Source organism: Alcanivorax sp. (assembly GCF_014762765.1).
GTDB lineage: Bacteria > Pseudomonadota > Gammaproteobacteria > Pseudomonadales > Alcanivoracaceae > Alcanivorax.
Genome location: NZ_JABURH010000131.1, coordinates 57138 through 77770 on the forward strand (window position 1 = coordinate 57138; position 20633 = coordinate 77770).

The window sequence follows — 20633 nt, forward strand, 5'->3', positions numbered from 1 at the left end:
CGCCGTCACTTCGCGACCGTTCTGCGGCGTTATTTCTTGCGCCGGCGCTGCGCCACATGGATTGCCTTGTAATCCACGGCCAGGGCGGCTTCATGAACGGTTTCCGACAGGCTCGGATGACCGAACACCATCAGTTGCAAATCTTCGATGGTGGCACCGAATTCCATCGCCACCACGCCTTGCTGGATCAGTTCTGAGGCCTGAGGCCCCACCACGTGCATGCCGAGAATGCGGTCGGTTTTTTCATCGGCCACAAACTTCACCATGCCCCCGGTTTCGCCGGCCGCCATGGCACGGCCATTGGCCGCAAATGGCACTGCCCCTGTCTTGTAGGCTTCACCGGATTCCTTGACCTCTTCTTCGGTCTTGCCTACCCAGGCCACTTCCGGGTGGGTATAGATCACCCCGGGGACGGCATCGTAGTTGACCTGGGTGTGCTCGCCGGCAATCACCTCTGCCACCATCACACCTTCCTCGATGGCCTTGTGGGCCAGTGCAGGGCCGCGCACCAGATCACCAATGGCGTAGACGCCGGGCACATCGGTACGGCACTGGTTATCCACGTAAACGAAATTGCGCTCATCCAGGCTGACACCGGCATCCTGACTGAGCAGGCCTTCGGTATAGGGGCGACGGCCTACGGCCACGATCAGTCGGTCGAAGGTCTCCTGCTGATCACCGTCCTTGTCGGTAAAGCTCACCACTACCTGGTTTTTCTTCATCTCGGAGCCGGTAACCCGGGCACCAAGGCGGATATCCAGACCCTGTTTGCTGAACTGTTTCTTGGCGTCCTTGGCGATCTGCTGATCCACCGTGGGCAGGAAGGTGTCCACTGCTTCCAGCACCACCACTTCGCTGCCGAGACGAGCCCAGACACTACCCAGTTCCAGCCCGATCACACCGGCACCAATCACACCGAGACGCTTGGGCACTTCAGGCAGATCCAAGGCGCCGGTAGAGTCGACAATAATTTTCTGATCAACCGGGGTCGGCGGAATCTCCACCGGCACGGAGCCAGCAGCCAGAATGATGTGTTCCGCCTGCAGGGTCTGCGCATCACCGTCCAGGGGAGAAAACTCTACCTGCTTACCGCTTTTCAGTTGCCCGGAGCCTTGCAACCAGGTGACCTTGTTGGCCTTGAAGAGCTGGGCGATGCCGCCGGTCAGGTTACGGACGATGGTGTCCTTGCGCTTGTGCATGGTATCCAGGTCCAGGCTCACGTCGCCCAGCTTGATACCATGGTCCGCCAGGGAGCTCTGCGCTTCGTGATACTTCCAGGAAGAATCCAGCAGGGCCTTGGAGGGGATACAGCCCACATTCAGGCAGGTGCCACCCAGTGCGGGCTCGTCCTGCTTGTTGATTCGTTTCTCGATACAGGCCGTGTTGAAACCCAGTTGCGCACAACGGATGGCAGCCACATAACCGCCGGGGCCACCACCGATGACAATGACGTCGTACTTGTCAGCCATGATCTATTCCTTCAATCGCTGGCACGCTTCACGCAACACGCTGGCACGCCCTTAGCGTGGTTGCGTGCCAACGTGATGCGTGCAGGCATACATTCAGATATCCAGCAGCAAACGCGCCGGATCTTCGATAAAGTTCTTCACTGCCACCAGGAACTGCACCGCTTCCTTGCCATCGATCAAACGGTGGTCGTAGGACAACGCCAGATACATCATCGGCAGGATTTCCACCTTGCCGTCCACCGCCATCGGGCGTTCCTGGATTTTGTGCATGCCAAGAATGGCCGTTTGCGGCGGGTTGAGGATCGGCGTGGAAATCAGTGACCCGAACACCCCGCCATTGGAAATGGTGAAGGTGCCACCAGTCATTTCCTCGATGGACAGCTTGCCCTTCTGGGCTTTCTGGCCGTACTCGATGATCTGGGATTCCACTTCCGCCAGACCACGCTGGTCTGCATCACGAATCACCGGAACCACCAGCCCCCGTTCGGTAGACACCGCCACACCCACGTCGTAGTAACCGTGGTAAACGATATCCTCGCCATCGATGGACGCATTCACTGCCGGGAAGCGTTTCAACGCTTCCACGCAGGCACGGGTGAAGAAACCCATGAAACCCAGGCGTACGTTATGGGCCTTTTCAAATTCCGGCTGGTAATGCTTACGCATATCCATGATCGGTTTCATGTTGACCTCGTTGAAGGTGGTCAACATGGCGGAGTTCTGCTGGGCAGACACCAGTCGTTCGGCGATACGCTTGCGCAGACGGGTCATGGGAACCCGACGCTCTTCACGTTCACCAGGCGTTGCCGGTACATCCAGGGTAGCCGGCTGCTGCGGTGCCGGCTGACTGGCCCGCTTCTCTTCCTTGTCGCTGATGGTTTTTTCCACATCCGCCTTGGTGATGCGGCCGCCCTTGCCAGTGCCCGTCACTTGGGCAGCTGCAACACCATGTTCGGTCATCAGCTTGCGCGCCGCCGGCCCTGCCTGGTCCGATGCGCTGTCGTTGTCGCTGGCAGCTTCACTGGCCGGCGCCTTTTCTTCTGCCGAAGCCTCTTCTTTCTGCTCGGCCGGAGCCGAATCAGCCTTGTCACCGCCAGACGACGCCGAACCGCTGGCGCCCTCTTCGAAATGACCCAGCACCTGCTGGCTCTCAACGGTGTCGCCTTCTGCGGCGAGAATCTTGCTGACTACACCGTCAGCCGGTGCCACTACTTCCAGCACCACCTTGTCGGTTTCGATGTCCACCAGCAGCTCATCACGCTTGACCGCTTCGCCTTCCTGCTTGTGCCAGGTGGCTACGGTGCCGTCCGCTACTGATTCGGGAAACTGCGGAGCTTTGATATCAGTCGCCATGCCTAATCCTTATTTACTTGATCTCGAAGGCGTCCTGGACCAGACGCTGCTGTTGTTCCACATGAAGGGCCATGGAGCCAGCTGCCGGCGCGGCAGCCATATCACGGCCAGCGTAATGCACCCGCAGGTCTCCGACCTCGCGGGCCACCCGGTACATATGGTGCTGCGAGCAATACCAGGCACCCTGGTTCATGGGCTCTTCCTGACACCACACCAGGTTCTCCAGATTGGGGTAACGCTCCAGTACTTCCTGCAAGCGCTGCTCCGGGAACGGATAGAGCTGCTCCACACGAATCAGCGCGGTGTCGATCAACTCATCGCTGTCGCGTTTCTCCAGCAGGTCGTAGTACACCTTGCCAGAGCACATCACTACCCGTTTCACCTTGTCACGATCCAGCTCTGCGGGATCATCCAGCACGGTACGGAAAATACCGTCGGCCAGCTCTTCCAGCGTGGAAATCGCTTTCTTGTGTCGTAACAGGCTCTTCGGACTCATTATCACCAGTGGTTTGCGCAACGGACGTACTGCCTGGCGGCGCAGCAGGTGATAAATCTGGGCCGGGGTGCTGGGCACGCAGACCTGCATATTGTGTTCTGCGCACAGTTGCAGGAAACGTTCCAGACGGGCCGAGGAGTGTTCCGGGCCCTGCCCTTCATAGCCATGGGGCAACAGCATGGTAAGACCACACAGGCGGCCCCACTTGGCTTCCCCGGAGGAGATAAACTGGTCGATCACCACCTGGGCGCCATTGGCGAAATCGCCGAATTGCGCTTCCCAAATCACCAGGGTCTTGGGCGTGGTGGTGGAATAACCGTACTCGTACCCCAGCACAGCTTCTTCGGACAGCAACGAATCGTAAATGTCGAAGCGTGGCTGCTCGTCATAGAGATGCTGCAGCGGCACATACTGCTCACCGTCTTTCTGGTTATGCAGAACCGCATGGCGGTGGGAGAAAGTGCCACGGCCGGAATCCTGCCCGGTCAGGCGAACATGAAAGCCCTGATCAATCAGGGTGGCGTAGGCCAGGGTTTCCCCATAGCCCCAGTTCAGCGGCAACGCACCGGCAGTCATTTTGCGGCGGTCTTCAAGGATCTTTTTCACCTGTCGCTGTACCACAAAGCCTTCCGGCGGTGTTTCCAGACGGGTGGCCAGATCCTGCAACTTCTTCAGCGGATAGCTGGTATCCCAGTCATCTTCCACCTGGTGGCCGATATAGGGTGACCAGTCCACAAAGAGGGACTTGTTGGGCTCGCGTACCAGCGACTTCACCACGTGATCGCCCGCATCCAGCATGTTGCGGTAATCGTCGGCCGTCTTCTGGGCTGCCTGTTCACTGACCACACCTTCACTGACCAGGCGTTCCGCATAAAGGGTACGAGTGGTCGGGTGGGACTTGATCTTCTTGTACATCAACGGCTGGGTGGACGACGGCTCATCCGCCTCATTGTGGCCAAGACGGCGATAGCAGATCAGGTCGATGACCACGTCTTTCTTGAACTGCATGCGGTAATCCACCGCCAGCTGGGTGACGAAGTACACCGCTTCCGGGTCGTCCGCATTCACATGGAAGATCGGTGCTTGCACCATCTTCGCCACGTCGGTGCAGTATTCGGTGGAACGGGCATCCTCACGTCGGCTGGTAGTGAAGCCCACCTGATTGTTGATGATTACATGCAAGGTGCCGCCAGTCTTGAAGCCACGGGTCTGCGACATCTGGAAGGTTTCCATGACCACACCCTGACCTGCGAAAGCGGCATCGCCGTGCAGCAGAATCGGTACGACCTGTTCGCCTTCATGGTCTTCTCGGCGATCCTGGCGGGCTCGCACCGAGCCCTCCACCACCGGAGACACGATTTCCAGGTGAGACGGGTTGAACGCCATGGCCAGATGGACTTCACCGCCGGAGGTCTGCACATTGGAGGAAAAGCCCTGGTGATACTTCACATCACCGGAACCGGTTTCGATAAAGCTCTTGCCATCGAATTCCTCGAACAGATCCTTGGGACTCTTGCCCAGGGTGTTGACCAGCACATTCAGACGACCCCGGTGGGCCATGCCAATGACCAGTTCCTTGGCTCCATAGCTGCCCACCCGCTGAATGATTTCGTCCATCAACGGAATCAGTGATTCGCCACCTTCAAGACCAAAGCGCTTGGTACCGGGGTACTTGCTGCCCAGGTATTTTTCCAGGCCTTCAGCGGCGGAAAGACGCTCAAGAATATGTTTTTTGACGTCTTCGCCGTATTCCGGATGACTGCGCACGCCTTCCATGCGCTGTTGCAACCAGCGTTTTTCCGCGGTGTTAACGATGTGCATGTACTCGGCACCCACACTGGAGCAGTAGGTACCCTGAAGACAGTCAACGATTTCACGGAGGGTGGCTTCCGGCTTGCCGATAAACAGGTTACCGGTCTGGAATACGGTATCCAGGTCCGCGGGGCTTAACCCGTGGTGAGACAACTCCAGATCCGGTACCGCTTCGCGTTCCATGATCCCCAGTGGATCCAGCTTCGCCACCTGATGGCCCCGGTTGCGGTACGCCGCAATCAGATGCAGCACACGCACCTGGCGCCGTTCGTGCTCAGTGCTGACGGCACTGGCGCCAAACTTTTGCACCCGGGAGCGATTCTTGGCTTGTAGCAGGAAATATTCGCGAACAGCCGCATGGGGTACGTCGGACTCGACGGCGGCATCAACACTGGGGAGTTTTTCGAAGTAGACGCGCCAGTCTTCCGGCACAGAATTGGGGTCAGTCAGATAGGATTCGTACAGTTCGTCGACATAGGCGGCGTTGGCTCCTCCAATGTGGGAGGACTGCCATTGGCGCTGCATGGAACTGTCTTGCATGTCAGCTCGTTCCTTCAGCGGGAGGTGTCACACTCTGTGGTAACTGGTGTCACTGCGACCACAGGGGGGCGACCCTGTTCCCGTACGCTTTGTATTGTCCGGGGCAGCGCCTTTTAAGCCCTGCCCCACCCATGAGATGAAACAAAACCACTCATCTTCACCGGGTGGGGTGACAGTGAGTGTTCTGTCGCGTCTCGACGAGGGATTACCTCGAATCGCCGTCTAGTGTAGCCCTTTTATTTCGGTTTTGTTAGACGCCGATTTGATAAAACAACTTAACACTTTTTTTATCCATTACGGCACTGGCAAAACGTCGAATAGACACCATTCAACGACACTTTCTACGGTAACAGATACAAAAAAGGCGGCCAGATGGCCGCCTTAGTCGTTCGGGTCAGATGCCCCGTTCCAGTAGCATGGAACGGATATGGCCAATGGCCCGGGTCGGGTTGAGCCCTTTCGGACACACGCTGACGCAGTTCATGATGCCGTGGCAACGGAACAGGCTGAACGGGTCGTCCAGTTTGCTCAGTCGCTCTTCGGTGGCATTATCGCGGCTGTCCGCCAGGAAGCGGTAGCTCTGCAACAGGGCCGCCGGGCCCAGGAACTTGTCCGGGTTCCACCAGAAGCTCGGGCAGCTGGTAGAGCAGCAGGCACACAGAATACACTCGTAAAGACCGTCCAGCTTGGCACGATCTTCCGGGGTCTGCAGGCGCTCAATGGCCGGCGCCGGGGTGTTGTTCTGCAGGAACGGCTGCACTTTTTCGTACTGGTTGTAGAACATACCCATGTCCACCACCAGATCACGAATAACCGGCAGGCCCGGCAGCGGGCGCAGGATCAGGGGCTTCTTGCCTTCCAGTACACCCGGTGCAACCTGGGACAGCGGAGTGATACAGGCCAGGCCGTTCTTGCCGTTCATGTTCATGCCGTCGGAACCACAGACGCCTTCACGGCAGGAGCGGCGGTAGGACATGGATTCGTCCTGCTCTTTCACCAGCGCCAGAATGTCCAGCACCATGAGGTCTTTACCCTGGGTATCGACCTCATACTCCTTCATGCTCGGCTCGCGGTCCGTTTCCGGATTGTAGCGATAGATACTGACTTTCATCGTTAGCTCCCCTTAGTAGGTCCGCGCCTTGGGCTGGAAGGTGTCAACGGTCTTCGGCTTGAAGTTCACCTCACGCTTGCCCAGCTTCTTGGCAGTGGGGTCGAAGATGGAATGGCACAGCCAGTTCTCATCATCGCGATCCGGGTAGTCGTAGCGGGAATGTGCGCCACGGCTTTCGGTACGGCCTTCTGCGGCGATGGCAGTGGCTTCCGCCACCTCGAGAAGATTGTCCAGCTCCAGCGCTTCGATACGCGCGGTGTTGAACGGCTTGCTCTTGTCATCCAGATGCGCCTTGGAAATCCGCTCACGCAGATCCGCCAGTTTGGCCACACCTTCCGCCATCAGGTCACCCTTACGGAACACCCCGAAGTGATTCTGCATCACGCTCTGCAGCTCTTTGCGCAGGGCAGAAACAGATTCTCCACCGCTGGACTCATCCCAGCGACGCACACGGGCCAGCGCCTGGTCAATATCGGCATCAGTGGGTTCGTACTGGGTCATGCCCTGGCGGAGCTGATCTTCGATGAACAGACCGGCCGCACGACCGAATACCACCAGATCCAGCAGCGAGTTGCCGCCCAGACGGTTGGCACCGTGTACAGACACACAGGCTACTTCGCCCACCGCGAAGAGACCGTTAACAAACTGGTCTTCGCCTTCATGGCCGCCGCTCAGCTTGATCGCCTGGCCATGAACATTGGTGGGGATACCGCCCATCATGTAGTGACAGGTAGGTACAACCGGGATCGGCTCTTTCACCGGATCAGTCTGCGCGAAGGTAATGGCCAGTTCACAGATGCCGGGCAGACGACTGTGCAGCACTTCTTCACCCAGGTGGTCCAGCTTCAGGAACACATGATCACCATCCGGACCGGCACCGCGGCCGTCCAGGATTTCCATCATCATGGAACGGGCGACAACGTCACGGGATGCCAGATCTTTGGCGTTCGGCGCGTAACGCTCCATGAAGCGCTCGCCGTCCTTGTTGATCAGGTAGCCACCCTCACCCCGGCAACCCTCGGTCACCAGCACACCGGCACCGGCAATACCGGTGGGGTGGAACTGCCACATCTCGATGTCCTGCACCGGCAGGCCGGCACGCAGGGCCATGCCCACGCCGTCACCGGTGTTGATCAGGGCATTGGTGGTGGAGGCATAGATACGGCCGGAGCCACCGGTGGCAAAAACGGTTGCCTTGGCCTTGAAGAACACGGTCTCACCGGACTCGATGTCGATGGCGATCACGCCACAGACATTGCCGTCAGCATCTTTGACCAGCTCAGCAGCGTACCACTCGTTGTAGAACTGGGTGCCGTTCTTCAGGTTCTGCTGGTAAAGGGTATGCAGCAGAGCGTGACCGGTGCGGTCAGCGGCGGCACAGGTACGGGCCGCCTGGCCACCTTCACCGAAGTTCTTGGACTGGCCACCGAACGGACGCTGATAGATACGGCCTTCTTCGGTACGGGAGAACGGCAGACCCATGTGGTCCAGCTCGAACACCGCTTCGGGGCCCACATTACACATGTATTCGATCGCATCCTGGTCACCGATATAGTCGGAGCCCTTGACGGTATCGTACATGTGCCAGCGCCAATCATCGTTAGGATCGGCAGACGCGATCGCGCAGGTGATACCACCCTGGGCAGACACAGTGTGCGAACGGGTCGGGAATACTTTGGAAATCAGCGCAGTCTTGAAGCCGGACTGGGCCATTTGCAGTGAGGCGCGCATACCGGCACCACCACCACCTACGACGATAGCGTCAAACGTTATAGTGCGAATGGACATGGATTACGCCCCTCCCCAGATCAGAACCAGACCCCACAGCAGATACACCACCAGAGCCAGTGCGATTGCCAGCTGGGCAATCAGGCGAACGCCGGTGGCAGCTTTACCCAGAGTCATGCCGGTCAGGTAGTCGGTGGTTACGCCCCACAGGCCTACCCAGGTATGTGCAGCAACGGAAACTACCAGCAGGGTGTTGGCAATCTGCATGCAGACAGAGCCCATCAAAGCTTTCCAGCTGCCATAGTCCAGGTCACCGGAGAGCATCAGGTAGCCAAGCATGCCGATCATGTACACACCAATGATAACGGCAGACACACGTTGAATGAGCCAGTCATACAGGCCGTTACGGCCCAGGCTCGTCACACTGGTTACCATATCCAGCCTCCTACCAGCAGAATCAGTACTACAGAGATGATGAAGACCAGTTTGGCGCCGCGCTGGCCGCCTTCCAGGGTCTCACCCACGCCAGCATCCATAATAAGGTGGCGAATACCTGCCACCAGGTGATACAGCAGTACAGCCAGAATGGCCCATACCACCAGCTTCACCAGCGGGGAGGTCATCAGTTCTTTCAGGTCCGCAAAGCTCTCGGGAGACGCCAGGGAGCGATCCAGCATCCACAGAAGAATCGGCAACGCCAGGAAAATGGCAACGCCGGTTACACGGTGGGTGATAGATGCTATAGCCGTGACCGGGAACTTGATCGTGCTCAGATCGAGGTTAACGGGTCGCTTATCGTTCACGGTAGCCTACTTATAGCCGGGCCCCAGGTTGGGGCGGTTGTCGGGAACTTTGGCAAAGTTGTTGAGATCAAAACGTGAAGTCTGATCTTAACAACCTCGCCCGGGCCGGGGTGGGCCCCACACAAAACCCCCAGTCAGAGGTTTCTGCCGGGCGGCAGTATATCGCTGCGCCCTGAGCAAAACAAACGCTGCGCTGCATTCAGACGCAGTATCTTTTCTCTAACGCCTTGATTTACAATGGCGCACCGGATGTGAGCGCCATGAAAAGAGCTCGCACCACCCTGATGCAAAACCCGGTTATTGCCGTAACAAGCTGTTTACCCTACAAAAGTCTGACCCACCGGTTCCCGGGTTCGCGTTGACAAAGGTGTGTCAAAACTTTACCTTCCCCCGCGCTTTGGAGGACCTTCCTTGCCTTGAGGAACGTTCCCTCGTCCGCCAATGGAGAGATTCCCATGACCGAGAAGAAAGCCACTCTCAAGGTAGATGGTAAGGACCTGGACCTGCCTATCTACTCCCCGACCCTGGGCCGCGACGTTATTGACGTGTCCAAACTGGTAGCCAATGGTGTCTTTACCTTCGACCCGGGCTTTACCTCCACCGCCTCCTGTGAATCCAAGATCACCTTTATCGACGGTGAAGTGGGTAAGCTGCTGCATCGCGGCTACTCCATCGAGGAACTGGCCGGCAAGTCCGACTACCTGGAAGTGTGCTACACCCTGCTCTACGGCGAGCTGCCGACAGCAGAGCAGAAAGAGCAATTCGTCAGCACCGTGAAGAACCACACCATGGTGCACGAGCAAATTCGCAATTTCTTCAACGGTTTCCGCCGCGATGCCCACCCCATGGCCATCATGTGCGGCGTGGTTGGCGCGTTGTCCGCCTTCTACCACGACTCTCTGGATATCAATAATCCCGAGCACCGTGAAATCACCGCGTACCGCCTGATTGCCAAGATGCCCACCATCGCGGCCATGTGCTACAAGTACGCCCTGGGTCAGCCCTTCATGTACCCGCGCAACGACCTGGGTTATGCAGAGAACTTCCTGCACATGATGTTCGGCAACCCCTGTGAAGAGTCCAAGATCAGCCCGACCCTGGCCAAGGCCATGGATCGCATCTTCATCCTGCACGCAGACCATGAGCAGAACGCCTCCACCTCTACCGTGCGTCTGGCCGGCTCCTCCGGTGCCAATCCGTTCGCCTGTATTGCTGCGGGCATCTCTGCCCTGTGGGGCCCGGCTCACGGCGGCGCCAACGAAGCCGTACTTAACATGCTGGATGAAATCGGCAGCCTGGATAACATCGATACCTACATCGCCAAGGCCAAGGACAAGAACGATCCGTTCAAGCTGATGGGCTTCGGTCACCGGGTGTACAAAAATTACGACCCGCGTGCCACTGTAATGCGTGAGTCCTGCCACGAAGTACTGGCCGAACTGGGTGTGAACGACCCGCAGCTGGAACTGGCCATGAAACTGGAAGAGATCGCCCTGAGCGACCCCTACTTCAAGGAGAAGAAGCTTTTCCCGAATGTGGACTTCTACTCCGGCATCATCCTGAAGGCGATTGGTATCCCGACCTCCATGTTCACCGTGATTTTTGCCCTGTCCCGTACCGTGGGCTGGATCGCGCACTGGAACGAAATGATCTCCAATCCGTACAAGATTGGCCGTCCGCGCCAGCTGTACACCGGCGAGACCGAACGGGAGTTCATCCCGGTCAACGAGCGCAAATAAGCGCCCGTTATCGCCACACAGAAAAACCGCCTCCGGGCGGTTTTTTTGTGTCTGGTAAATTCAAAGGCATTTTTTACCACAGAGGGCACAGAGTTCGCTGAGGAAAAGATATTACAGCTGCAGGTTTTCTGGAAAAACGTTATACAAATAGCTAATTAATTCGCCATGGCAAGCAGTGCTCTCTTGCCTCTGAAAAGAAAGGGGTTTACTCGGTGAGCTCTGTGCCCTCTGTGGTAAAAAACAGATTTTGCCTTTCACGCCTACCCAACCACGCTCATCGGCATTGATTAGCACCCTGCATTTGCGTGACCGCGCCCTCCATGCAAGCATCAGCTTTCCGTTAATCGATCTTCCGGATTCCAATGATAAAAAACATTGCACTGCTGATTCTCATCATTCTGGTTGGCTATCTGTTGTTCTGGCCGGTATCCATTGATCCAGTAGCCTGGCAGGCACCCGAAGCACCGGCCCTTGAAGGCCCCTATGCCAGCAACTCCGCCCTGGCCGAAAGCCGCTCCCTGGCCGTTGATGGCGGCATCGGCCCGGAAGATGTGGCTATCGATAGCGACGGCTTTCTCTATGTGGGCTATGTGGACGGGCGGATCGTTCGCTTTGATCCGGATGGCAGTAACCCGGACATGATTGCCGACACCAAGGGCCGCCCGCTGGGGCTTGATTTCGACCCGCAAGGCAATCTGATCGTGGCTGATGGCTACAAGGGACTGCTCAGCATTAGCCCCTCCGGCGCCATTTCCGCGCTTTCACAGCGTGCCAACGGCGTGGATTTCAAGTTTACTGACGATGTAGACACGGACAGCAAGGGCATCATCTACTTCACCGATGCGTCCAGCAAATTCGGCCCCGCCCTGCACGCCCGCGACGATATTCTCGAACATGGCGGCCATGGCCGGCTACTGCGTTACGATCCGGCCACCGACCACACCGATGTCCTGTTGGACGGCCTGCAATTCGCCAACGGCGTGGCAGTGTCTCAGAACGAAGACTTTGTACTGGTCAATGAAACCGGCAGCTACCGAATTGTCCGTTACTGGCTGAAGGGTGATAAAGCGGGCAGCCATGATGTCTTCTTCGACAACCTGCCTGGCATTCCCGACGGCATCTCCAGCAACGGCAACGGCACCTTCTGGGTGGCCCTGTTCAGCCCGCGCAACGCCATGCTGGATGCCATGTCCGACAAGCCCCTGCTGCGTAAGGTGGCCTTCCGTCTGCCATCGTTTCTTCAGCCACAGCCGGCCCACCACGGTTTCGTACTGGGTCTGAACGAACAGGGCGAAGTCACACACAACCTGCAGGACACCAGCACCGACGCCTTCGCTCCCATCACCAGCGTGGAGCAACACGGCGATACCCTGTACCTGGGCAGCCTCACTGCCCCCCGTTTTGCCGCCTACCCGCTACCGGCCAATGACCCCGCCACCCCCAAGGAGCAGGACATCAGCAATGTCAAAGATTAACGCCGCCTTTATCGGGCTGGGCACCATGGGCTACCCCATGGCCGGGCACCTGGCCGAAGCCGGGTTGTCCATGACCGTCTACAACCGCACTGCCAGCCGCGCCAACCAATGGGCTCGGGATTTCAGTGGCCGCATCGCGGCCACCCCCGCAGAGGCCGCCGCGGGCGCCGCCATGGTGTTTGTCTGCGTGGGCAATGACGATGACCTGCGCCAGGTCACCCTGGGGCCCGATGGCGTCCTGGAAACCCTCAGCGAACGCGCCCTGCTGGTGGATCACACCACTGCCAGCGCCGCGGTGGCTCGGGAGCTTGATGCCGCCTGCCGGGATCGCCAGGCAGACTTTATCGATGCGCCAGTGTCAGGCGGCCAGCAGGGGGCCGAAAACGGCCAGCTGTCGATTATGTGTGGCGGTGATGATGCTGCCTACCAACGCGCGGTTCCCGTGCTGAACCACTATGCCAAGGCAGTCAATCTGATGGGCCCGGCTGGCAGCGGCCAGCTCACCAAGATGGTCAACCAGATCTGCGTGGCAGGTCTGGTGGAAGCCCTCGCCGAAGGCGTCGCCTTTGCCCGGAATGCCGGACTGGATGCCGGTAAAGTCTTCGAGACCATTCAACATGGCGCCGCCGGTTCCTGGCAAATGGCCCACCGCCACCAGACCATGATCGACGACCAGTACGAACATGGCTTTGCAGTGGACTGGATGCGCAAGGACCTGGATATATGCCTGGCAGAAGCCGCCCGCAACGGCACGCCCTTGCCGGTGACAACGCAGGTCAATGATTTCTATCGGGAGATTCAGGCGATGGGCGGCGGGCGCTGGGATACATCTTCCCTGCTGCGCCGCCTGCAAAAAACCGAGTAGCCCGCCAACTCCGTTGTTGCCTTGGTAAAAGGCAACAACGGAAAATTTCGATGCCCCTCAATCACTCCGATATTGCGCACCCTTTTCGGGCACAAGCGCAGCAGCATTGCCATTCGCCAGTTTTTGCGCCACTTTTTGGGGCAAGGCATCCAGCAGCGGTTGGTAGTCATCCATCAGCCGTTTCATGCTGTCGAAGTGCCCCACCAGGTCCGAGCCCAGAACAAAACGGTCCGGATAGTCCCTGATCAGCTTGATCCATTCCGCAGCGGGTTTGCCATCCTTGAGCAAATAGTGATCCTTGACGCTCCAGGACAGATCCACATAAAAATGCGCATAACGGCCCAGCAAGGCCCGCAGGATCGGCACCAGGGTACCCAGCGGCGCCTGCCTCTCTTCCACCCCGCCGCTGGTGCCTGCATGTGCCAGCACAAAGCGGGTCTGCGGATTGGCGGACAACGCCGCCTCCAGCTCTTCCAGGAAAATCGGCGTCTCTTCCCGCAGTGATGTCAGGTTGCTGTGCAGTAACACCGGCAGATCGTAGCGGGCCGCCAGCTTGTAAACCCGCATCAATGCAGGATGGTTGGCCCTGGGCGTTTCGCCCTCGGTCAACGCTGTCAGCTGGTCATGGCGGGTGAGAATTTCCCCGATGCCGAACCACATCCCCGGATACCGACGTATCAACGACTCAATCTGATCCGCAGCGTTCATGTCGGTGGGATTAACACCACTGATAAAGGGTTTCAGCCGCCGTTGCTGCGCCTTCGGCAGAGCCCGGACCGCCTGTGCCACAATGTCATCGGTGGCGCTGTAGTAATACAACGGCGCCTCATCACCCAGGTAATAGCGTGGTTTGCGCGGTGCCTCAGCCTGCCACTTCTTCATCACCGGCAAGCCGAACAGCCAGGCCGTTTCCACCCCGGCCTGATCCATCGCCGCCAGCATGGCCTCACCGCCCTCGCTGTACTGCATGAAATCCACGTAATGCAGGTGCGCATCCGTCAGCGTCCTGGCCTGAAGCCCTGCACTACCCAGCAATATCAGTGATACCCACGTCAACAACCCTGTCTTTGTCATCACAATGCCCTGTCTGTCATCTCGCTGTCAGGGACAGGGAAAACCGGCTCAAGTTCTGGCCACCCTCCCGAACTGGGAGCTGGATCCTTCCGCGCATCCATATATAGACAATTAATGCAAAAAGGGCCACTATTGAACCATCAAGTCAGGAGGCATTATGGAAGCAGCCAGACAACAGACACCGCAGGCGCTGGACGACGGTGCTCGACATGCAGCACTGCGCGCAGTACTCAAGCTACTGGAGCACTGGCAGTGCAGTGAGAAGGAAAAGATGGCTCTGCTCGGCGTGGGTCGCTCCACCCTGCACAAGTACCAGAGCCAGCCGGACAGTGCCCGGGTCGGCAACGATCTGCTGGAACGTCTCAGCTACTTGCTGAACATCCACCAGGCGCTGCGTACCCTGTTCGGTAACCGGGAAAACGTCTACGGCTTCGTGCGCATGGCCAACCACAACCCGTTCTTCAACGGCGCCAGCCCCATGGACATCATGAGCAACGGTCGGGTGGCCAGCCTCTACGAAGTGCACCGTCAGCTGGACAGCCTGCGGGGCGGGCAATGGGGGTAACAGAAAACGATATCCAGGCCCTGCCTCGACAGACTTTCCCTTCGCAGATTGCCTACCGGCTGGTCAACGGCAAATACCCGCCCATTGCCATCTTTGACGATGTGGCAGACCAGGCCGACTTCGATGCCCTGTTTGCCGTGCAGGCCCTGACTAACCCGCGCCTGCAGAACGAGGTAGGTGACTTGAACCGGGTCCCCCCCGCAGAACGGCCCTGGGGCATTCCCGGTTGCAACTATGCCCTGGGGCCCTTTGTCCACGTGAACCCCGCCGGCTCCCGCTTTTCTGATGGTGCCTACGGTGTCTTCTACTGCGCGGATCGCATGGCCACGGCCCTTGTTGAAACCCGTTACCATCAGCAGCGCTATTTCCAGCGGGTTGAAGGGCTAAAATACGACCGCATTGTCATGCGCGGCCTCAAGGTTCACTTCTCGGCCACCCTGTGCGATATCACCCCGGCCACCCGGTATCCGCACTGGCATGACCCGGACCATTACCAGGCACCACGGCAACTTGGCCAGCAGCTTTACCAGCTGCGCGAAACCGGCCTTCACTACGAATCCGTCCGCGCCCCCGGCAGCCACTGCTACGCCCTGTTCTCCCCCCTGCCGGTGGAGGCCATTACCCCAAGCGCGCATTACGAGTACATCTGGGATGGTGAGAAAATTGCCCACACGCTGACCATTCGCCGCTTGAGCTGACCGCACCGCCAGGCCTATGCTTTAACAGGCTGTTCAGAGAAGCCTCACGGAGGAGTGCCATGCCGCTGCATGCCATCTGTCTGGACCTGGCCGGCGTGCTCTACCAGGGCCCGCGTCTGCTACAGGGTGCCCAGGACGCGCTTCAACGCCTGCGCGCCACTGGTCTGCCCCTGCGCTTTGTCACCAACACCTCCCAGCGCAACCGCAGTCAGATACTCAATGACCTGGCCAGTCTGAACCTGGCGGTAGACGAGACAGAGCTGTTTACCGCGCCGCAGGCCGCTCACGACTACCTGACCCGCCATAGACTGACCCCCTACTGCCTGTTTCACCCCAATCTCAAAGAGGAATTCTCCGATCTGGAAGGCAAACAGGCCACTGCCATACTGATCGGCGATGCCGGCAGGAAATTCACCTACGAGCATCTGGACCAGGCGTTTCGCTTGCTGCAGGACGGCGCACCGCTGATAGCCATCGGCGAGAACCGTTATTACCAGCTGGATGACGGCCTGCATCTGGATGCGGGCCCTTTTGTAAGGGCATTGGAGTATGCCACCGACTGCCGGGCCATCATCACCGGCAAACCCTCCCCCGCCTTTTTCGAACAGGTGCTGGCCGACCTGGGTACCCGCGCCGAAGACACCCTGATGGTCGGAGACGATGTCCATGGCGACGTGGAAGGCGCACTGAACAGCGGCATGCAGGCCTGCCTGGTGCAAACCGGGAAATACCGGGCCGGCGACGAGAAAACCATCACCGGGGAGTTCCAGCTGGAAAGCGACATCCGCTCCGTTGCAGAGACGGTAATCAGCCTGCTCGGCTAGCCCCTTGTATCACTGCAATCAGACTCCGACACTGGTGGTAGCCACAAGCAACAGAGGACTGGCAACCATGGGACATCTTCCCCTGAAGGCCGGCGATGCTGTGCTGGCCGTGGATATCCAGAATGATTTCTGCCCTGGTGGCGCCCTGGCCGTGCCAGACGGCGATCAGGTAGTGCCCGCCATGAACGCCTGGCTGAAAGCCGCCGCCGACGCCAATCTGCCGGTGATCGCCTCCCGCGACTGGCACACCGTGGACCATTGCTCCTTCCAGGCCCAGGGCGGACCCTGGCCACCTCATTGCATCCAGGACACTCCCGGTGCCGACTTTCACCCGGGCCTGTCACTGCCGTCAGACACGGTGATCGTCAGCAAAGGCACCGCCTTTGACAAGGATGCCTACTCCGCCTTTGATGGCACCGGCCTGGCAGGCTGGCTGCGACAAAAAGGCGTCAAACGACTCTGGATCGGCGGTCTGGCAGAAGACGTCTGCGTCTTTCACACCGTCAAGGATGCCTGCGCCAGCGGTTTCCGGGTTCACCTGCTGTGCAACGCCACCCGCCCGGTTTTCCCGGACCAGCAAGGCCCTACCCTCAAGGCCCTGCAGGAAGCCGGCACCCAACTGGAAGACATAGCCTGATATGGACCTTACCTCCAACAACACTGCACTGGGTCTACTGACTGACCTCTATGAACTGACCATGCTGCAGGCCTACTGGCACGAAGGTATGAATGACACGGCCACCTTCAGCCTGTTTTACCGGGAAATGCCGGCGCAACGTAACGTCATTCTGGCCTGCGGCCAGGAGTACGCCGCCAGGCTGGTCAGCCAACTGCATTTCCCGTCTCGACAGGTGAACCGGCTGAAGGCACTGGAGCTGTTTGAAGATGGGTTCCTGCAGTGGCTGCAGGATTTTCGTTTTAGTGGCGACATCCACTGCCTGCCGGAAGGCACCCCGGTCTTTCCCCAGGAACCCCTGCTGGAAATCACCGCCCCACTGATGGAAGCGCAATTGCTGGAAAGTCTGCTGATGAACGTGGTGCACCTGGAGACCGTGCTGGCCTCCAAGGCTTTGCGAATGGTGCTGGCCGCCGATGGCCGGCCGGTGGTGGATTTCGGCATGCGCCGCATGCACGGCAGTGATGCCGCTCTGCGTGGGGTGCGCGCCTACCGTGCCGCCGGCCTGGCAGGCACCAGCAATGTGCTGGGCGGCTTGCAGCACGGCCTGCCCTTACGCGGCACCATGGCCCATTCCTATATCCAGGCCCATGACAGCGAGATGGCGGCGCTGCGCACCTACGCCCGGCTGTATCCCGGTACTACCCTGCTGGTGGATACCTACGACAGCCGCGCAGGCGTGGAGAAAGTGATCCGCCTGGTACGCGATGAAGGGCTGGACGTGGGGGCCATCCGTCTGGACTCTGGCGATCTTTCACAGCAGGCCAAAGACGCACGTCGGCAACTGGATGCTGCGGGACTGCAACCGATCCGCATTCTGGTCAGCGGTGGTCTGGATGAATACCGGATAGCCGGCCTGTTGGCCGATGGCGCGCCCATCGACGGCTTTGGCGTGGGCACCAGCATGGGCGCATCCAGTGATGCCCCCACCCTGGATCTGGCCTACAAGCTCACCGACTATGCGGATCATCCCCGGCTGAAAAACTCTCCCGGCAAGCAGCTCTACCCGGGCCGCAAACAGGTATGGCGACAAACAGATGGCCAGGGCCATTACCAACAGGACCGGATTACGGCCCGGGAGGAGCCGGCTGATGGCGAACCGCTATTACAGCCCGTTATCCGGGACGGTGAGCCCTGCCGCGACGCACCGGATCTATCGATTACCCGGGATAACGTCGCAAGACATCTGGAAAAGCTCCCCAACGTTCTGCTCAGCCTGGACCCTGCACAATCAGGCTACCCGGTTGCCTTCAGTGAACGACTACACACCTTGCGGGAAACGGTGCTGCGGGAACTGGAAGGTTAATCGCAGAATTCCGGGGCGTAGGGTGCATTGAGCCTAAGGCGAACTGCACCGATCCGGCGTTTGATGGTGCAGTTCGCCTTAGGCTCAGTGCACCCTACACAATCAGCGGCGGCGGAGCAGATTCGAGCTTCTGTCATCCATATCGGGCGTCCAGCTCTCCCAGAGCACCGACTAGCTGACCGCTTCCTTATCCGCGATACACAAATAAAAAAGCCCCACTCTTTCGAGCAGGGCTTTTCTATATGGCGTCCCCTAGGGGAGTCGAACCCCTGTTACCGCCGTGAAAGGGCGGTGTCCTGGGCCACTAGACGAAGGGGACGTATTTGGTGGAGCCAGGCGGGATCGAACCGCCGACCTCAACACTGCCAGTGTTGCGCTCTCCCAGCTGAGCTATGGCCCCAAATACGACAATCGAGACAAGGTGCGTCCCGGTTGGTGCGGCGTATTCTACCCAGCCCCCCTACTCTGTCAAGCGCTGGCCTGGTGTTTTTTTCAGAATGAAGTCCGTTTGGCTACATCCTGAACAAGCTGCTGAAAAACTGGGCGAAATCAGTTGAAAGTTGCAAGTTGAAAGTTACAACGCGACCAAAGCCCTGCCAAACAGCACCGCCCTCACCGCGATTGCGGATAACAGGGTGCGCGGGCACGGCCAATCAGACCCCATGGAATCTGACCGCGCCTTGCAACTTTCAACTTTTAACTTGCAACTCAGCCTACCGGCAGATCCCGGTAAGCCTTCTCCAGCTTCTTCATCTGCTTCTTGGACACCCCGCCCAGCACCTCGATAGCGTTGCGCAGGCGGGCGCGGCTCAGGTCAGCACCAATGATTTCCATGGAATCCACTACCGAGAAGCTGGCGCTGGTGCCGGCAATGGCAACGAAGGCCGGGAACAGGAAGTCCTTGATCTTCACTTCCAGGGCATCGGCGATGGCCTTGGCATCCGCAAACAAGCCGTCACGGTTCCAGTCATTGCGCGCCTCATAAGCCCATAGCAGGTACTGGAGCCACACCTTCATGTCCTCGGCACCGTACTGCTTATGCTCGAAGCTGGCCTCGTTGATCGCCGGCATGCCGTTGAAGCAGAAGGCCGCCTTGTCCGCCACGTCCGACAGGGTTTCCACCCGCTGACGAAGGTGAGGAATGATCTTCATGGCGTAATCGCGGTTGTAGGCCCAGTCCAGCAAGGTATCCAGGAACTGCTCATCGCTCTGCTCACGAAGCCATTGCCCGTTCAGCCAGCTCAGCTTTTCCACATCAAAAACGGGACCACCCAGGGACACCCGGTTGATATCGAAAGCGTCCTGCATCTGCGCCAGGGTGAACTTCTCGCTCTCGTCCGGCATGGACCAGCCCATGCGCCCCAGATAGTTCACCAGCGCTTCCGGCAGGTAGCCCATACGCTGATAGAACAGGATGCTGGTGGGGTTCTTGCGCTTGCTGAGTTTGGATTTGTCCGGGTTGCGCAGCAGCGGCATGTGACATAGCGCCGGCATCTCCCAGCCAAAATATTCATACAGCAGCTTGTGCTTGGGAGCGGAGTTCAGCCATTCCTCACCGCGGATCACATGGGTGATCTCCATCAGATGATCATCCACGATATTGGCCAGGTGGTAGGTAGGCATGCCGTCGGACTTGAGCAGGATCTGTGCATCCACCAGCGCCCAGTCCAACTCCACGGTGCCGCGCAGCATATCCTGGATTTCACAGCGGCCGTCGGTGGGCACACGCATGCGAATCACGTAAGGCGCACCGTCTGCTTCCCGCTTTGCCTGCTCGTCGGCGGGCAGCTCCAGATCCATCGGCTTCAGCGCCCGGTTCTCGCCCTGCTCTTTCAATTCGGCACGCAGGACGTCCAGCTCCTCACTGGTGCGGTAGCATTTAAAGGCGTGGCCTTTCTCAATCAGCGCCTCGGCATACTCAGCGTACATATGCTTGCGTTCGCTCTGCCGATACGGGCCATGGGGGCCGCCCACGTCCGGGCCTTCGTCCCAGCTCAGCCCCAGCCACTTGAGCGAATCCAGAATCATCTGCTCGGACTGGTCCGTGGAGCGGGTCTGGTCCGTGTCTTCAATCCGCAGAATGAATTGACCACCGTGCT

17 protein-coding genes and 2 tRNA genes are annotated in these 20633 nt (G+C 58.9%); 8 read left to right on the forward strand and 11 right to left on the reverse strand.

Features of this window, described 5'->3' with window-relative positions; translation table 11 throughout:
- Positions 1 to 29: 29 nt before the first annotated feature.
- From lpdA to sdhC, 7 genes are all read right to left on the reverse strand, one after another.
- Entirely contained in the window at positions 30 to 1469 is a 1440-nt protein-coding gene (gene lpdA, locus HUJ17_RS09230) for a dihydrolipoyl dehydrogenase (RefSeq protein WP_290510417.1), read from the reverse strand.
- Positions 1470 to 1562: 93 nt separating this feature from the next.
- Positions 1563 to 2822, reverse strand: a complete 1260-nt coding sequence (gene odhB, locus HUJ17_RS09235) for a 2-oxoglutarate dehydrogenase complex dihydrolipoyllysine-residue succinyltransferase (RefSeq protein WP_290510418.1) — start codon at positions 2820 to 2822, stop codon at positions 1563 to 1565.
- A gap of 13 nt (positions 2823 to 2835) precedes the next feature.
- The gene (locus HUJ17_RS09240; protein ID WP_290510419.1) at positions 2836 to 5670 is read right to left on the reverse strand and encodes a 2-oxoglutarate dehydrogenase E1 component; all 2835 of its coding nucleotides are present in this window, start codon (positions 5668 to 5670) and stop codon (positions 2836 to 2838) included.
- 394 nt (positions 5671 to 6064) lie between these two features.
- On the reverse strand, positions 6065 to 6781 hold the full coding sequence (locus HUJ17_RS09245) for a succinate dehydrogenase iron-sulfur subunit (protein WP_290510420.1): 717 nt from the start codon (positions 6779 to 6781) through the stop codon (positions 6065 to 6067).
- Positions 6782 to 6793: 12 nt separating this feature from the next.
- Positions 6794 to 8569, reverse strand: a complete 1776-nt coding sequence (gene sdhA / locus HUJ17_RS09250; protein ID WP_290510421.1) for a succinate dehydrogenase flavoprotein subunit — start codon at positions 8567 to 8569, stop codon at positions 6794 to 6796.
- Positions 8570 to 8572: 3 nt separating this feature from the next.
- Positions 8573 to 8944: a succinate dehydrogenase, hydrophobic membrane anchor protein gene (gene sdhD / locus HUJ17_RS09255; protein ID WP_290510422.1), complete on the reverse strand. Its 372-nt coding sequence runs from the start codon at positions 8942 to 8944 to the stop codon at positions 8573 to 8575.
- Positions 8938 to 9312, reverse strand: coding sequence for a succinate dehydrogenase, cytochrome b556 subunit (sdhC, locus tag HUJ17_RS09260; protein WP_273009616.1), 375 nt, complete (start codon positions 9310 to 9312; stop codon positions 8938 to 8940). The genes sdhD and sdhC overlap by 7 nt, the downstream gene beginning before the upstream one ends.
- A 455-nt stretch (positions 9313 to 9767) precedes the next feature.
- Here sdhC and gltA point away from each other — a divergent pair, with 455 nt between their 5' ends.
- From gltA to HUJ17_RS09275, 3 genes are all read left to right on the forward strand, one after another.
- Positions 9768 to 11051 (forward strand): citrate synthase, encoded by a 1284-nt coding sequence (gltA, locus tag HUJ17_RS09265; RefSeq protein ID WP_290510423.1) that lies wholly within the window; start codon positions 9768 to 9770, stop codon positions 11049 to 11051.
- 362 nt (positions 11052 to 11413) lie between these two features.
- Positions 11414 to 12526, forward strand: coding sequence for an SMP-30/gluconolactonase/LRE family protein (locus HUJ17_RS09270; protein ID WP_290510424.1), 1113 nt, complete (start codon positions 11414 to 11416; stop codon positions 12524 to 12526).
- Entirely contained in the window at positions 12513 to 13391 is an 879-nt protein-coding gene (locus HUJ17_RS09275; RefSeq protein WP_290510425.1) for an NAD(P)-dependent oxidoreductase, read from the forward strand. Before HUJ17_RS09270 ends, HUJ17_RS09275 begins: the two co-directional genes overlap by 14 nt.
- Positions 13392 to 13448: 57 nt before the next feature.
- Here the strand turns inward: HUJ17_RS09275 and HUJ17_RS09280 are convergent, their stop codons facing one another.
- Positions 13449 to 14447, reverse strand: a complete 999-nt coding sequence (locus tag HUJ17_RS09280; protein WP_290510426.1) for an amidohydrolase family protein — start codon at positions 14445 to 14447, stop codon at positions 13449 to 13451.
- A gap of 175 nt (positions 14448 to 14622) precedes the next feature.
- Here HUJ17_RS09280 and HUJ17_RS09285 point away from each other — a divergent pair, with 175 nt between their 5' ends.
- The 5 genes from HUJ17_RS09285 (at position 14623) to HUJ17_RS09305 (ending at position 18534) form a co-directional block, all read left to right on the forward strand.
- The gene (locus tag HUJ17_RS09285; protein ID WP_290510427.1) at positions 14623 to 15030 is read left to right on the forward strand and encodes an MbcA/ParS/Xre antitoxin family protein; all 408 of its coding nucleotides are present in this window, start codon (positions 14623 to 14625) and stop codon (positions 15028 to 15030) included.
- Positions 15021 to 15728 carry an RES family NAD+ phosphorylase gene (locus tag HUJ17_RS09290; protein ID WP_290510428.1) on the forward strand — a complete coding sequence of 236 codons (708 nt, stop codon included), beginning with the start codon at positions 15021 to 15023 and terminating at the stop codon, positions 15726 to 15728. Before HUJ17_RS09285 ends, HUJ17_RS09290 begins: the two co-directional genes overlap by 10 nt.
- A gap of 59 nt (positions 15729 to 15787) precedes the next feature.
- The gene (locus tag HUJ17_RS09295; RefSeq protein ID WP_290510429.1) at positions 15788 to 16552 is read left to right on the forward strand and encodes a TIGR01458 family HAD-type hydrolase; all 765 of its coding nucleotides are present in this window, start codon (positions 15788 to 15790) and stop codon (positions 16550 to 16552) included.
- A gap of 67 nt (positions 16553 to 16619) precedes the next feature.
- Complete coding sequence (locus tag HUJ17_RS09300; RefSeq protein WP_290510430.1) at positions 16620 to 17189, forward strand: isochorismatase family protein; 570 nt, start codon at positions 16620 to 16622, stop codon at positions 17187 to 17189.
- A gap of 1 nt (position 17190) precedes the next feature.
- Positions 17191 to 18534, forward strand: coding sequence for a nicotinate phosphoribosyltransferase (locus HUJ17_RS09305; protein ID WP_290510431.1), 1344 nt, complete (start codon positions 17191 to 17193; stop codon positions 18532 to 18534).
- Positions 18535 to 18777: 243 nt separating this feature from the next.
- On the opposite strand, the gene HUJ17_RS09310 is transcribed toward HUJ17_RS09305, so the two are convergent.
- The 3 genes from HUJ17_RS09310 to gltX all read right to left on the reverse strand — a co-directional run.
- A tRNA-Glu gene (locus tag HUJ17_RS09310) sits at positions 18778 to 18853 on the reverse strand.
- A 5-nt stretch (positions 18854 to 18858) separates the two neighbouring features.
- Positions 18859 to 18934: transfer RNA gene (locus HUJ17_RS09315), tRNA-Ala, on the reverse strand.
- 308 nt (positions 18935 to 19242) lie between these two features.
- The coding region (gene gltX, locus HUJ17_RS09320) for a glutamate--tRNA ligase (RefSeq protein ID WP_290510432.1) at positions 19243 to 20633 on the reverse strand (1391 nt) is incomplete at its 5' end.

Excerpts from the sequence above, each read along its gene's own strand:
- HUJ17_RS09290 (WP_290510428.1), top strand. The coding sequence starts at position 15,021 with ATGGGGGTAACAGAAAACGATATCCAGGCCCTGCCTCGACAGACTTTC.
- HUJ17_RS09270 (WP_290510424.1), top strand. The coding sequence starts at position 11,414 with ATGATAAAAAACATTGCACTGCTGATTCTCATCATTCTGGTTGGCTAT.
- lpdA (WP_290510417.1), bottom strand. The coding sequence starts at position 1,469 with ATGGCTGACAAGTACGACGTCATTGTCATCGGTGGTGGCCCCGGCGGT.
- HUJ17_RS09275 (WP_290510425.1), top strand. The coding sequence starts at position 12,513 with ATGTCAAAGATTAACGCCGCCTTTATCGGGCTGGGCACCATGGGCTAC.
- HUJ17_RS09245 (WP_290510420.1), bottom strand. The coding sequence starts at position 6,781 with ATGAAAGTCAGTATCTATCGCTACAATCCGGAAACGGACCGCGAGCCG.
- odhB (WP_290510418.1), bottom strand. The coding sequence starts at position 2,822 with ATGGCGACTGATATCAAAGCTCCGCAGTTTCCCGAATCAGTAGCGGAC.
- HUJ17_RS09285 (WP_290510427.1), top strand. The coding sequence starts at position 14,623 with ATGGAAGCAGCCAGACAACAGACACCGCAGGCGCTGGACGACGGTGCT.
- sdhD (WP_290510422.1), bottom strand. The coding sequence starts at position 8,944 with ATGGTAACCAGTGTGACGAGCCTGGGCCGTAACGGCCTGTATGACTGG.
- gltA (WP_290510423.1), top strand. The coding sequence starts at position 9,768 with ATGACCGAGAAGAAAGCCACTCTCAAGGTAGATGGTAAGGACCTGGAC.
- HUJ17_RS09240 (WP_290510419.1), bottom strand. The coding sequence starts at position 5,670 with ATGCAAGACAGTTCCATGCAGCGCCAATGGCAGTCCTCCCACATTGGA.
- sdhA (WP_290510421.1), bottom strand. The coding sequence starts at position 8,569 with ATGTCCATTCGCACTATAACGTTTGACGCTATCGTCGTAGGTGGTGGT.
- HUJ17_RS09295 (WP_290510429.1), top strand. The coding sequence starts at position 15,788 with ATGCCGCTGCATGCCATCTGTCTGGACCTGGCCGGCGTGCTCTACCAG.
- HUJ17_RS09300 (WP_290510430.1), top strand. The coding sequence starts at position 16,620 with ATGGGACATCTTCCCCTGAAGGCCGGCGATGCTGTGCTGGCCGTGGAT.
- HUJ17_RS09305 (WP_290510431.1), top strand. The coding sequence starts at position 17,191 with ATGGACCTTACCTCCAACAACACTGCACTGGGTCTACTGACTGACCTC.